9 protein-coding genes are annotated in these 13,225 nt (G+C 66.0%); 4 read left to right on the top strand and 5 right to left on the bottom strand.

Translation table 11 applies throughout. The features are described 5' to 3' along the window. Window positions 1-109: 109 nt before the first annotated feature. From FBZ93_RS01240 to FBZ93_RS01230, 3 genes are all read right to left on the bottom strand, one after another. Window positions 110-1,042, bottom strand: a complete 933-nt coding sequence (locus tag FBZ93_RS01240) for a hypothetical protein (protein WP_146984190.1) — start codon at window positions 1,040-1,042, stop codon at window positions 110-112. Between the two features lie 134 nt (window positions 1,043-1,176). Next, a complete protein-coding gene (locus FBZ93_RS01235) occupies window positions 1,177-1,944 on the bottom strand; it encodes a DsbA family protein (protein ID WP_146984189.1) in 768 nt (255 codons plus the stop codon). An 86-nt stretch (window positions 1,945-2,030) separates the two neighbouring features. Then, on the bottom strand, window positions 2,031-3,452 hold the full coding sequence (locus tag FBZ93_RS01230) for a M48 family metalloprotease (RefSeq protein ID WP_146984188.1): 1,422 nt from the start codon (window positions 3,450-3,452) through the stop codon (window positions 2,031-2,033). Between the two features lie 240 nt (window positions 3,453-3,692). Here FBZ93_RS01230 and FBZ93_RS01225 point away from each other — a divergent pair, with 240 nt between their 5' ends. Together FBZ93_RS01225 and FBZ93_RS01220 are read left to right on the top strand one after the other, a co-directional pair. Next, window positions 3,693-4,880, top strand: a complete 1,188-nt coding sequence (locus FBZ93_RS01225; protein ID WP_146984187.1) for a pyridoxal phosphate-dependent aminotransferase — start codon at window positions 3,693-3,695, stop codon at window positions 4,878-4,880. Window positions 4,881-5,065: 185 nt separating this feature from the next. Beyond that, window positions 5,066-6,400: a dicarboxylate/amino acid:cation symporter gene (locus tag FBZ93_RS01220; protein WP_146984186.1), complete on the top strand. Its 1,335-nt coding sequence runs from the start codon at window positions 5,066-5,068 to the stop codon at window positions 6,398-6,400. A gap of 8 nt (window positions 6,401-6,408) precedes the next feature. On the opposite strand, the gene FBZ93_RS01215 is transcribed toward FBZ93_RS01220, so the two are convergent. Both FBZ93_RS01215 and FBZ93_RS01210 read right to left on the bottom strand, forming a co-directional pair. Beyond that, on the bottom strand, window positions 6,409-7,641 hold the full coding sequence (locus tag FBZ93_RS01215; protein ID WP_146984185.1) for an NAD(P)/FAD-dependent oxidoreductase: 1,233 nt from the start codon (window positions 7,639-7,641) through the stop codon (window positions 6,409-6,411). A 97-nt stretch (window positions 7,642-7,738) separates the two neighbouring features. Continuing rightward, the gene (locus tag FBZ93_RS01210; protein ID WP_433995373.1) at window positions 7,739-10,264 is read right to left on the bottom strand and encodes an Rne/Rng family ribonuclease; all 2,526 of its coding nucleotides are present in this window, start codon (window positions 10,262-10,264) and stop codon (window positions 7,739-7,741) included. Window positions 10,265-10,279: 15 nt separating this feature from the next. Between FBZ93_RS01210 and FBZ93_RS41690 the strand changes: the two genes are divergently transcribed. Continuing rightward, window positions 10,280-11,017, top strand: coding sequence for a hypothetical protein (locus tag FBZ93_RS41690; RefSeq protein WP_283810804.1), 738 nt, complete (start codon window positions 10,280-10,282; stop codon window positions 11,015-11,017). A gap of 615 nt (window positions 11,018-11,632) precedes the next feature. Further along, window positions 11,633-12,988, top strand: coding sequence for an N-acetylmuramoyl-L-alanine amidase (locus FBZ93_RS01205; protein ID WP_146984183.1), 1,356 nt, complete (start codon window positions 11,633-11,635; stop codon window positions 12,986-12,988). Window positions 12,989-13,225: the final 237 nt, after the last annotated feature.

Below are 13,225 nucleotides of genomic sequence, written 5' to 3'. Positions count from 1 at the left end.
TTTTCAGCATTGCCCGCGCCGTCAACGGGAGAGGATGTGCGATGTTCCTGTTGATTTGCGGTTCCCCGCGCTTTGTATCTTATGTGAATGCGCGCTGAATGCGCGCGCTTCAACCGCAGGCCCAGTCGAACTCCATGCTCGCAAGATCGAGCTGGCCGTTGCCGCCGCCGAAATTGAAGCCGCCGAAATGCTCTTCGATCTCGAGATAGGTCGCGCTGTATTTCGGCGTCCACTGGTTGGGAAACATCGTGCCGCCGAGATGGTTGCGACCGTGCAACCGGTCGAGACCCTGCGACGTGCCGGCCTCGCTATAGGGCGCGATGTAGTCGCCGAGCTCGCCCTTGTGCAGCAGATGATCGCGTGGCGGCTTGCCGACATTGGGGTCGTCGTCGCGCGGCGCCAGCGCGATGCCGTACGCATGGTGCCCGGTCGCGGGGACGTGACCGAACAGTCGATACCAGTAGGTCTTCTCCAACTCGTCGATCCGGGTACTGCGTCCAACATTGACGTCGAACGCCGTACGCGCCGCGCCCTTCACGAGCCAGCGCGGCGGCGGATTGGCTTCCAGCAGCGGGTTATCGGCAAGCTCAGGTGGTTGGCAGAGCGGTCCTGCGAACTCGGCCTCCGTGAGCCAGATCGCCGCGAAATTGTGGTCGATGATGTCCTTCATCCGGAACTCCATCGGATGACGGTTCCGTCGATACGCGAAGTACGGCAACAGATTCGGATCGGACGGACGTTCGATGGTCTCCGCCGCGAGATATTGCGCGACCGCGTCGATCTCGACGGGTTCGTCATATTGCTGATCGGCGAACATCGCGAGCGCGACATAGGCGGCGCCCTTGGCGCGATACTGCGGCGGGACGCGCAGCGTGAAGCAGTGCTGCATCGGAAAGCCGTCATGTGGACTGAGCGGCCATTGCTCGCTGCGAATGCCTGATGGCAGGCCGTAGCACCAGCCGTGATTATCGTCGGAGCCGCGCTGCGGCGCGGTCTTGAGCAGCGTGAGGTCGTAGCCAAGGGTTGGCAGGGCGAGCGGCATCGCGGGCGGCTTCCATTATTGGTGACGGCCCTTGGTTGCGGCCAGCGCGGAGTTGGTTCGGTGACCGCAATAAAAAAATCCGGCTGCCTGGCAGCCGGATTTCGTTGCGTGAACGAGCTTCGTCGGGAAGCGGATCAGCAGGTCGCCTTGCCGCAGCGGGCAATACCGATCTTCTCCTTGAGGCCGTCGACGCCGACCGCGCCGATCACGACCTGCTTGCCGATCACATAGCTCGGCGTGCCGTTCATGCCCATGGATTCGGCGAGACGGAAATTCTCCTCGATGGTCGCCTTGACCTCGGGGCTCGCCATGTCCTTCTCGAGCTTCGCCATGTCGAGGCCGACATCCTTGGCGACCGCAAGCGCGCGCGCCTTGTCGGCTGCGCCGCGGCCGCCCAAGAGCTTCTGGTGAAACTCAAGATACTTCTTGCCGGTCGGATCCTGCATGCGCACGGCAACCGCGACCTGCGCGGCCTCGACCGAGCCCTGGCTCAGCACCGGGAATTCCTTCAGCACCACCTTCAGCTTCGGATCCGACTTCATCAGGTCGAGCATGTCGGACATCGCGCGCTTGCAGTAGCCGCAATTGTAATCGAAGAACTCGACGAAGGTGACGTCGCCGTCCTTGTTGCCGAGCATGACGCCGCGCGGCGAGTTGAAGATGGTGTCGGCGTTCTTGGCGACGCTCTGCTCATGCTTCTCGGCCTCGGCAGCGGCCTGCCGCTTGCTGAGTTCGTTCATCGCCTCTTCGAGCACCTCGGGATGCGCGATCAGGTAGTTGCGCACGATGGTCTCGATGTCGCCGCGCTGGGTGTCGTTGAAGCTCTGCGCGGACGCCGTCAGCGGCGCGGCGCAAATGCCGAGCGCGAGCAGGGCAGGGGCAAGAAAACGAAGCGCTGGCATGACAAAATCCTTGTTCGAGGTGGCCCGAAATACGGCACCGCCGTGGGCCGGTTTCGGTGATCGTTGTATGGAACTACGGTTTATTTCTAGTTGTTTTTCTGACCCGGCATCGGCTTGGCGCTCACAATGTCGTCAGCTTTGACCCAGCCGGGCGTGCCGATCGCGAACCGCGTCTTGGCGCGCGATGCCAGCTCGCGGGCGGTCTTGGCGTCGCCACGGAGATAGGCGGCCTGTGCCGAGGCGAGGTCAGCCTGGGCATAGTCGCCCTTGCGGCCATAGGCCATCGCGAGCTGGGTGTAGCCGAGCGGCGCCTCGGGCTCGCGCGCCACCGCGGCGCGCAGCATGTTGATCGCCTCGTCGGTGGTGGCCTTGTTGTCGGAGGCGACCAGCGCCTGGCCGAGCAGCATCTCGATCAGCGGCGAATTGCTGGAGAGCTGCACCGCGCGGCGCAGCGGCGCGATGGCCTCCGCCGGACGGCCGCCTTCAAGCAGGGCCTGGCCGCGCAATTCGTAGAAATAGGGATTGTTGGGCTGGACCTGGATCAAGCCGTCGATCTGCGCGATCGCCGAGCGCAGGTCGCCGTGCAGGTAGGTCGTGATCGCGCGGGCATAGCGCGCCGGCAGGCTGGTGTTGGACAGCGGATAGCGGCGGTAGACGGTGTCCTGCCGCTCCATGAAGCCCGAGATCTTGGCGCGCATCATGTCGTGACGCAGCTGCAACGCCGGATCGTCCTTCTTGTCCCAATAGGGGCTCGAGCGCGCCAGTTCCTCCAGCGCGGAGACGCGATCGACCGGCATCGGATGCGACTGCAGATAGGGGTCGGCGCCGCGCGCGGCGAACAGGCTCTCGTCGGTGAAGCGCTTGAACGTCTCGTACATGCCTCGGGCCGACTGTCCGGTCGCAGTCAGGAACTTGACGCCGGCGCGGTCGGCGTTCTCTTCCTGCTGGCGCTGATAGGACAATAGCGTGCGCTGAATGACCGATTGCGGCGCCGAGATCGCCGCCGCGCCGGCGCTGGAAAGCCCGCCGCCGGCGCCCCGGCCGCCGGCACCCGCGGCGAGCGCGCCGACGCCGAGCAGCATCGCGATGATCATCTGGGTCTGCGCCTGCGCCAATTGCTCGCGCATCTTGGCAAGATGGCCGCCGGCCAGATGGCCCGTCTCATGCGCCAGCACGCCGATGATCTGGTTCGGCGTCTCCGATTGCAGCAGCGCTCCGTAATTGACGAAGATGCGGCGGCCGTCGGCGACGAAGGCGTTGAACGAGCCGTCGTTGATGATCACGATCTGGATGTTCTGCTTCTCCAGACCGGCTGCGCGCAGGATCGGCCTCGTATATTCGCGCAGCAGCTGCTCGGACTCGGTGTCGCGCAGCACCGGCGGGCCCTTCTGCTGGGCCCGCGCGGGGACGACGGGTCCAACGGCGAGCGCGACCGCGGTCAGCAAGGCGGTCAGCTTGAAGGCAGTCAGCTTGATGGTCCTGGGGCGCAGCGTGAGGCGGAACAGCATGGGGGATCTATCGGCGCTGACGGGCCGCGCCCGTGCAAACGCGGGTTCCGGGGCCGGCCGGATCGTGCGCGTGGCGCAGTCTGTTGTTTTTGCAGTTCTTCTTCACGCGAACCGGTTATTCTCTTGGGGTATTCACTTGGCCTGAAAGCGCTATAAGGAGCCACCGAATGCGGCCAGTCTGGGGCGGTCGCAGATCACGGGAACCCAAATCCGGCCGCGGCCGTGCAATAGCAGAAATCCATGCCTGAAGCGACACCGAGAGACCGTCTGAACAGCTTGTTGACAGCGTCCGGGCGGAGCGATGTTCCGCCGTTCATGGTGATGGACGTGATGGCCGCCGCGGCGCGAATCGAGGCCGCCGGCGGCCATGTCATCCATATGGAGGTCGGGCAGCCCGCCGAGGGCGCGCCGAAGCAGGCGATCGCGGCCGCGCAGGCCGCGCTTGCCGGCGGGCGGATCGACTACACCTCGGCGCTCGGGATTCCCTCGCTGCGCGCGCGCATCGCCCGGCACTACCGCGACACGTATGGCTGCGCGGTCGATGCGGAGCGCATCATCGTCACGACCGGCTCGTCCGGCGGGTTCATCCTGGCGTTCCTTGCGATGTTCGAGCCGGGCGACCGGGTCGCGGTGACCGTGCCGGGCTATCCGCCGTACCGGCACATCCTGACGGCGCTCGGCTGCGAGCCGGTGCTGATCGAGACCTCCGGCGACACCCGCCATGCCCTGACCGGCGAGGCGCTGCTGGCTGCCCATCGCAAGGCGCCGGTGAAGGGCGTGCTGGTCGGCAGCCCCGCCAACCCGACCGGCACCATGATGTCGCGCGAGGCGCTGTCGAGCCTGATGGCGGCCGCCGACAGCGCGGGCATCCGCTTCATCTCCGACGAGATCTATCACGGGCTCGACTACGCGTTTCCCGCGGTGACTGCGGCGGAGCTGTCGCCGAATGCGCTCGTGATCAACTCGTTCTCGAAATACTTCTGCATGACCGGCTGGCGCGTCGGTTGGATGGTGGTGCCCGACGTGCTGGTGCGGCCGATCGAGCGGCTGCAGCAGAACCTGTCGATCTCGGTGCCGACCCTGTCGCAGATCGCCGCCGAAGCGGCCTTCGACGGCCGCGAGGAGATGGAGGCGATCAAGCGCGGCTATCAGGAGAACCGCCGCATCCTGATCGAAGGCCTGCCGAAGGCCGGACTGACCAAGTTCCTGCCGGCCGACGGCGCATTCTATCTCTATGCCGACGTCTCAGACTTCACCGCCGACAGCTTCGCCTTCGCCAGCGAGATGCTCGAGAAGGCGCATGTCGCCGCGACCCCGGGCGTCGATTTCGATCCGATCCACGGCCGTGCCTTCATCCGATTTTCCTATGCGCGTTCCGCGGCGGAGATGCAGGAAGCAGTTGCGCGGATCGCGCATTGGCTTAAATAGCCCGCAATCTTCAAGAGCCCTCCGCCTTGTCGGCTAGATTGGTTTCGCAAGCGCCTGGCCGTGTTTCGGCGGCGCGGGACGCGACAGATCGCCGCGGATAAACGGCAGGGCCCACACAGTTCCATTTGACTTGAACGGCCAAGTTGATCTTGGCTATTTCCGCCATTTCTGAGGGGGAGTGACACATGGCAACGGCAACCGTTGCCACGGCTTCACCGGCGCCTGCCGGTAGCAAGCCGTGGTACAAGATTCTCTATGTCCAGGTCCTGATCGCGATCGTGCTCGGCGCGCTGGTTGGCGCGTTCTGGCCGTCGCTTGCCACCAACGAGTGGATCAAGGCGCTCGGTGACGGCTTCATCAAATTGATCAAGATGGTGATCGCGCCGATCATCTTCTGCACGGTGGTCTCGGGCATCGCGCATATACAAGATGCCAAGAAAGTCGGCCGCATCGGCGTCAAGGCGCTGGTCTATTTCGAAGTGGTCTCGACCTTCGCGCTGGTGATCGGATTGCTGATCGGCAATCTGGTGAAGCCGGGGGCGGGCTTCGGCAGCGCGGCGGCGAATGCGCAGGCGGTCGCCAATTATGCCAAGCAGGCGGAAGCACAGAAGAGCGTCGACTTCGTGCTGCATATCATTCCCGACACCGTGGTCGGCGCCTTCGCGCAGGGCGAGATCCTGCAGGTGCTGCTGTTCTCGGTGCTGTTCGGCTTCGCGATCATGGGCCTCGGCGAGCGCGGCCACACCATCCGCTCGTTCATCGACGATGCCGCGCATGCGGTGTTCGGCGTGATCTCGATCGTGATGCGGGCGGCGCCGATCGGCGCGTTCGGCGCGATGGCGTTCACCATCGGCAAGTTCGGCACCGGCGCGATCCTCAATTTGATGGGGCTGATCGCGACGTTCTATCTGACCGCCGCGCTGTTCGTGTTCGTGGTGCTCGGCATCATCGCGCGCATCGCGGGGTTCTCGATCTTCAAGTTCCTGGCCTACATCAAGGACGAGCTCCTGATCGTGCTCGGCACCTCGTCGTCCGAGAGCGCGCTGCCGTCATTGATGGAGAAGCTCGAACGGCTCGGCTGCTCGAAATCCGTGGTCGGTCTCGTGGTGCCCACGGGCTACTCGTTCAACCTCGACGGCACCAACATCTACATGACGCTGGCGACGTTGTTCATCGCGCAGGCGCTGGGCTACGACCTCACGTTCAGCCAGCAGCTCACGATCCTGGTCGTGGCGATGCTGACCTCGAAGGGCGCCTCCGGCATCACCGGCGCGGGCTTCATCACGCTGGCCGCGACGCTTGCGGTGGTCGATCCGCGGCTGGTGCCGGGCATGGCGATCGTACTCGGCATCGACAAGTTCATGAGCGAGTGCCGCGCGCTGACCAATCTGTGCGGCAACGGCGTCGCCTGTGTGATCGTCGCCTGGTGGGAGGGCGAGCTCGACCGCGGCAAGCTCAACGCCAATCTCTCAAGGCAGATCGATCCGACCGACATGGAGACCGCGCTGACGACGGATTAAATCCGAAATCAGAAGCGATCGAGTCGATACGGCGAGGTGTCCACGGCGGATGCCTCGCCGTTCATCGTTTCGGCCAGCACCCGCGCCGTTGCGGGGCCGAGCGTGAAGCCCTGATGGCCGTGGCCGAAATTGACCCACAGCCCGCGATGGCGCGGCGCAGGCCCGAGCACCGGCAGCATGTCGGTGGTGCAGGGGCGGGTGCCGAACCACGGCTCGGGCTCGACCCGGCTGCCGATCTCGATCAGCTCGCGTGCGGCAGCTTCCGCGTAACCGAGCTGGATCGGCGTCGCCGGCGCATCGGGACTGGTCAGCTCCGCGCCGGTGGTGATGCGGATGCCCTTCGCCATCGGCGCCATCGCATAGCCATTCGCGGTGTCGACCAGCGGCAGGTCGAGCGAGCGGCCGCCCTGATAATGCATGTGGTAGCCGCGCTTGCGCACCAGCGGGATGCGGTAGCCGAACCTGCGCAGCAATTGCGGCGACCACGGCCCGAGCGTGACGACGACATTGGCGGCATCGATCCGGCCGCCGGTGGTGTCGACCGACCAACCGGACGACGTCTGCGCCAACGTCTGCGCATCGCCGTGCAGCAGCGTCCCGCCGAGACGCTCGAACAATCCGGCATAGGCGGAGACGAGACCGCCGGGGTCCGACACGGTCCACGGCCCGAGCCAATGAATAGCGCCGGGCAAGTCGTCACGCAGCAAGGGCTCCGCCTTGGCGAGCTCGCGGCCGTCGAGCACGCGAAACTGGACGCCGAAGTCACGCTGGTTCTCCTCGGCGACCGCGATCGCCTGCTCCAGCGCAACCGGGTCACGATGCAGCAGGCGATAGCCGGCGCGGCGGATCAGATTGTCGGCATGCGCATCGCGGATCAGCGTGTCGTGCTCCGCGGTGGCGTAGGCGATCAGGCGCGCCCAGGCGAGGGTGGCTTCGCGGTGCCGCTCGGGCGTCGAGTTCCACCAATAGCGCAGCAGCGGACCGGCGTGCCGCGGCAGCGAGGCCAGGCGATAGCGCACGTCGTTGGTACGCCCCATCGCGATCCTCGCAAGCGTCGCCGGATCGCGCGGCATCGGATAGGGCCGCACCGCCTCGCTCTGAATGATCCCGGCGTTGCCATAGCTGGTTTCGCGGCCCGGTTCCTTGCGGTCGACGAGCGTCACTGACCAGCCGCGACGTTGCAGGTGCAGCGCCGTGCTGACGCCCACCATGCCGCCGCCTAGAACGATCGCGCTTTGCATTGCCTCCGTCTCCGTCAGGCTCCGTACGCCTGACGAACGGATACCTGTCCAATAAAAACGCCCGGCGTGAACCGGGCGTTTTGACTTGCGGGTTGCGCTAGTTGCCGCCGCCGAAGCGGCGCGACCACCAGCCCTTGCGGGCCGGCGCCTCGGCCGCAGCGGGCTCCGGCGCAGAAGCTGCAGGTTCAGGGGCGGGCGCAGTTTGCTCCGCCGGGCTCTGAACCAGCGCCGGTGCCTCGGGTTGCGGGCTCGACGCGAAGCTGACCTTTTCGCGCACCGTAGAGCGGCGGCGCTGCGCGCGGTCGCTTTCGCCGGCCGTGTCCTCAGCGGCAGGCGCTGCCACGGTTTCCGGCTCGGGCACAGCGATCGCCTCGACGGGTGCGGCCTCGACCGGCTGCCATTCCGCCGGCTGCGCGAACAGTTCGGGCTGCGCGAGCGAGGGCGCCGGCTCGGTGTCATGGCTGTCGAAATCGGCGACCGCATCGCTGGCCTCGGGCGCTGCCGCCGGGCTCAGCTCGTCGGAAATCGATCCGGCAAGACCGTCATCCGGTCCGCCGCTGCCGCGCCGGCGGCGGCCGCCACGGCGTCCACGACGGCGCGGACGGCGATCGCCGTTGGCGGCCTGGTCGTCGCGGGCTGCGCCCTGCGCTTCATCGCCCTCATCCTCATCGCCTTCGGCGTCGGAGGCGGCTACCGCCTCGGCGCCTTCGGGCAGGACATGCATCAGATCGCCGTCCTCGCGCGGCTGCTGAGCGCCGTCACGCGCCTCGCTACCACCGCGACCGCGGCGACGGCGGCGGCGCTTGCGGCGCTGGCCGTCGCCTTCGCCCTCGGCGGCGCCTGATTCCTCACCGGCCGCCCGGTCATCGGCGAGGCCCTCGGTCTCGTCGGTCTCGACCTCGGCCTCGTATTCGAACAGTTCTTCCTCGTCATCGACCTCTTCGGCCTGCGACGGCGCGGCGGCAGCCTGCGCCGCGAGCAGCGCCTTGGCGGCTTCGAGCGTATGCACCTGCTCGCCGCGATCGATGATGTAGGATTGCTGGCCGTGCACCGTGGCGTCGGCGACGATCGACAGCGAGACGCGGAAGGAGTCTTCGAGGTCGCGCAGATGGCCGCGCTTGTGGTTGAGCACGTAGAGCGCGACGTCGGTGCGGGTGCGGACCACGAGATTGTGGGTCGCGCCCTTCATCAGGATTTCCTCGATGCCGCGCAGCAGCTGCAGCGCCACCGACGAGACCGAACGGACGTGACCGGAACCGCCGCATTGCGGGCAGGGCTCGGTCGAGCTCTCCAGCACGCTGGCGCGGATGCGCTGGCGCGACATTTCCAAAAGGCCGAAATGCGAGATGCGGCCGACCTGGATCCGCGCACGGTCCTGTCGCAGGCAGTCGGACAGCTTGCGCTCGACCGCGCGGTTGTTGCGCTTCTCGTCCATGTCGATGAAGTCGATGACGATCAGGCCCGCGAGGTCACGCAGGCGCAGCTGTCGCGCGACTTCTTCCGCCGCTTCCAGGTTGGTCTTGAGCGCGGTGTCCTCGATATGGTGCTCGCGCGTCGCCCGTCCCGAGTTGACGTCGATCGAGACCAGCGCCTCGGTCTGGTTGATGACGATGTAGCCGCCGGAGCGCAGCTGCACGGTCGGCGAGAACATCGCGTCGAGCTGGCTTTCGACGCCCATGCGCGAGAACAGCGGCTGGCCGTCGCGATATTGCTTCACGGCGCGCACATTGGCCGGCATCAGCATCTTCATGAAGTCGCGCGCCTCGCGGTAGCCGGCTTCGCCCGCCACCTGGATCTCGTCGATCTCCTTGTTGTAGAGGTCGCGCAGCGAGCGCTTGATCAGCGAGCCTTCCTCGTAGACCAAGGTCGGCGCCTGCGACTTCAGCGTCAGGTCGCGCACCGTTTCCCACATCCGGATCAGATATTCGAAATCGCGCTTGATCTCCGGCTTGCTGCGTGAGGCGCCGGCGGTGCGCAGGATGATCCCCATGCCCTCGGGCACGTCGAGATCCTGCACCACTTCCTTCAGCCGCGAGCGGTCCTGGGCCGAGGTGATCTTGCGGCTGATGCCGCCGCCACGCGCGGTGTTGGGCATCAGCACGGCGTAGCGGCCGGCGAGCGACAGATAGGTGGTCAGAGCGGCGCCCTTGTTGCCGCGCTCTTCCTTGACGACCTGCACCAGCATCACCTGCCGGCGCTTGATCACTTCCTGGATCTTGTACTGGCGGCGGGGACGGAACGGGCGCTCCGGAACCTCCTCGAGCACATCGTCGCCGCCGACGGACTCGACGACATCCTCTTCCTCGCCTTCTTCGCCGTCGTCCTCGTCGTCATCTTCGCCGGCCTCATCGCCAGGTACGGCCTCGGGCGCGGCCACTTCCGCGAACGCGGCGTATTCGGCGACCGCATGCTCATCGGCCACGGCGTGGACTTCGTCGCCAGCCACATGCGGCGCGTCGTCGGCATGCGCGGCGTTTTCCTCGACCTGCTCCTCATGGGCCCGCTCGGGCTCATGATTGACCTCGGCGGGCTCGAAGGTCTCCGGCGCGGCTGACGCGATGGAGGCTTCGACCACCGCGACGACGGGGTCGGTCGGGGCGTCGGCGGACGGCGCCTCGCTCACGACGGGAGCGTGGTCGTGATCGTGCGCATGATCATGGTCGTGGTGGTCATGATCGTGTTCATCGTGGCCATGATCGTCGTGACCATGATCATGGTGATGCTCATGCTCATGATCGTGGTGGTGTTCATGGTCCTCATGATGCGCATGCTCATGCGCTTCATGCTCGTGTCCCTCATGGGCGGCCACGCCGTGCTCGTGATGCTCGGCGTCGACCGGGTGCTCGTGAGCCTCGATCGCCGGCTGCGCCTGCGCGTCGCCGGCGCCTTCGACCACCTCGCTCTGGACACGGTCGCCATGGCCGCGGCGGCGGGCATTGCGATGGCGCGACCGGCGGCGATGGCCGCGGTTCTCATGCTCTTCCTCGGCCTCGCGATGGGCGCGCTCGTCGGCTTCGATCAGCGCCTGACGGTCGGCGACCGGGATCTGGTAGTAATCGGGATGGATTTCGCTGAAGGCCAGGAAGCCGTGACGGTTGCCGCCATACTCGATGAAGGCAGCCTGCAGCGACGGCTCTACGCGCGTGACCTTGGCGAGGTAAATGTTGCCGCGCAGTTGCTTGCGCTGGGCGGTCTCGAAATCAAACTCTTCGACGCGATTGCCACGGACCACAACGACCCGGGTCTCTTCCGGGTGGGTGGCATCGATCAACATCTTGTTGGGCATTTTGGAGCTCTTGACGGCGGCGGGCGCGGATCATGGCGCGCGCAAACTGCGCCGCCCGGTGACGCGACGGTCCACCTGATTCGGGGGTGAGGGGAAGGCCAAAACGCGTCTCGCGGCGCAGCGCCGGACGGGAACTCACCGGGATGATGCGACGGGCGAGGTTTTCACCTCGCGTCAGCGCGATCATTCGGGGGATCCTGGTCGGCAATACAGTCTGGCGCATTAAGCGTCGGCCCGTCTAAACATGTTGGCGGCGAAATTGACCGCCGTATCTTTTGCTGAAAGCCCCGTCCGGCGCCGAAGCGCCTGCCGGCCATCGCATATCGAGGCCCCGAGGGACCGGATAATCGGTTACGCCGTGTCTCAAACCGTCCCTCTGGCGAGGGAGTGTGTCTGGGACCGGACGCCGCTCGGGCTTGAATCCGCCACTCCGTGTCAGCCGCGCGCGGCGCTGGCTGGGGAGGGACCGGAAAAACACGGCGGGATCTTCGACTTGGAAGGTTCCACCGTTGCACCAAGAGGCTGAACGCGACACAACCGGGAGTACTAGCCGTCAGCACTCCGTACATACGTGGATTGCCCGTCGCGTGCAAGGGAAGCGTCACGCCGCCGCAACACTCGGTTCTTTTCGCCCTGATGTCATTAGGGTGCGATTAACCGTGTGGTTCTAATGCGGTAAGAAGCAGCTGGGAGGCTCCGAATCGGGTGGAGAACCGCGCAAAACACCTTGTTTTTCTGGGATGCGGGCTGTTGTGCGCTGCAGCATCGGTATTTGCCCTGGTCAGCGCCCCGAGCGCGGCCGAAGGACCGCAGGCCGGTCAGTCTGCGCCCGCCACAGGCGCCCCGGTCGCCAGTGCCCCGGACGCCGCTGCCCCGGCCGCCAGTGCTCCGAATTTCCCGGTCGCGTCCGGCGCCAGGCTCGCGGGCGACGACAAGCAGACCCGATTCATCCTCGATCTCGACCGCAAGATCGAGTTTCGCGCCTTCCCGCTCGCGGACCCGTACCGTGTCGTGGTCGATATCCCGCAGGTCAATTTCCAGCTCGCCGCCGGCACCGGCTCGGCGGCGCGGGGATTGGTGAAGGCGTTCCGCTATGGCCTCGTGATGCCCGGCGGCTCGCGGATCGTGTTCGACATGACGGGCCCGGTGAAGATCGCCAATTCCTATGTGCTCGACGCCGCCAACGGCCAGCCGCCGCGGCTGGTGCTGGATTTCGAACAGGTCGATCGCACCAGCTTCGTGCAGTCGCTTGCGCCCGAGAGCCGTCCCGAGCTGAAGCCCGGGATTTCCGAATCGACCACAGCGACCATTCCGGCCGTCAACACCGCGGCGCTGCCGCCGGTTGCGAGCACCGACGCGCGCCCGCTGATCGTGATCGATCCCGGCCACGGCGGCATCGACAACGGCACCCAGTCCGGCGAGCAGACCGAGAAGAACCTGGTGCTGGGCTTTGGCCTTGCGCTGCGCGACCGGATCGAGAAGTCGGGCAAATATCGCGTGGTCATGACCCGGTCCGACGACACCTTCATTCCGCTCAACGACCGGGTGAAGATCGCGCGCTCGCAATCCGCGGCGCTGTTTGTCTCGATCCACGCCGATGCCTTGCCGCGCCGCGAGGGCGATGCCCAGGGCGCCACGATCTACACGGTGTCGGACAAGGCCTCCGACGCCGAGGCCGAACGGCTGGCGGAAGCGGAGAACAAGGCCGACGCCATCGCCGGCGTGAACCTGACCGACGAGCCGACCGAGGTCGCCGACATCCTGATCGACCTCGCGCAACGCGAAACCAAGACCTTCTCCAACCGCTTCGCCCGTCTGCTGATGGACGAGATGAAGACCACGGTGCGGATGCACAAGCATCCGCTCAAATCTGCCGGCTTCCGGGTGCTGAAGGCGCCCGACGTGCCGTCGGTGCTGGTCGAGATCGGCTACGTCTCCAACAAGGGCGACCTCGAGCATCTGGTGTCCGAGAACTGGCGGAATAAGGCCGTCGGATCGATGGTCCAGGCGATCGACACGTTCTTCGCCAAACGGCTGGCAACTGCCGGACCGGCAAAGTGAAATCGGCCGTCTGAAAAGCCCGCGCCCGTTGCGCGGAAGCCCTAGTTTGGCCACAGCGGCGACGGTATAGACAATGGACCGCAGGTCCGCAGAATCGACCATATTGCCCGGCGGCTCTTGTTTATTCGCATGCGCAAGGCAGCTCGCTGGGCCAGGCCTTGTTGTGAGCCTTCGTTGTGTGAGGGCTTGGTTGTGTGAGGCTTCGCACTTTTGGACGGGCGCTTCTGACGACTGAGC

It is taken from the genome of Bradyrhizobium macuxiense (genome assembly GCF_007993935.1).
Taxonomy (GTDB): domain Bacteria; phylum Pseudomonadota; class Alphaproteobacteria; order Rhizobiales; family Xanthobacteraceae; genus Bradyrhizobium; species Bradyrhizobium macuxiense_A.
Note: the sequence above shows the minus strand (reverse complement) of the source record. Positions and strands in the feature narration are given on the sequence as shown.

Bases quoted from the DNA above. Each gene is read 5' to 3' on its own strand.
- FBZ93_RS01240 (WP_146984190.1), bottom strand. From the start codon at position 1,042: ATGCCGCTCGCCCTGCCAACCCTTGGCTACGACCTCACGCTGCTCAAG.
- FBZ93_RS01235 (WP_146984189.1), bottom strand. From the start codon at position 1,944: ATGCCAGCGCTTCGTTTTCTTGCCCCTGCCCTGCTCGCGCTCGGCATT.
- FBZ93_RS01230 (WP_146984188.1), bottom strand. From the start codon at position 3,452: ATGCTGTTCCGCCTCACGCTGCGCCCCAGGACCATCAAGCTGACTGCC.
- FBZ93_RS01225 (WP_146984187.1), top strand. From the start codon at position 3,693: ATGCCTGAAGCGACACCGAGAGACCGTCTGAACAGCTTGTTGACAGCG.
- FBZ93_RS01220 (WP_146984186.1), top strand. From the start codon at position 5,066: ATGGCAACGGCAACCGTTGCCACGGCTTCACCGGCGCCTGCCGGTAGC.
- FBZ93_RS01215 (WP_146984185.1), bottom strand. From the start codon at position 7,641: ATGCAAAGCGCGATCGTTCTAGGCGGCGGCATGGTGGGCGTCAGCACG.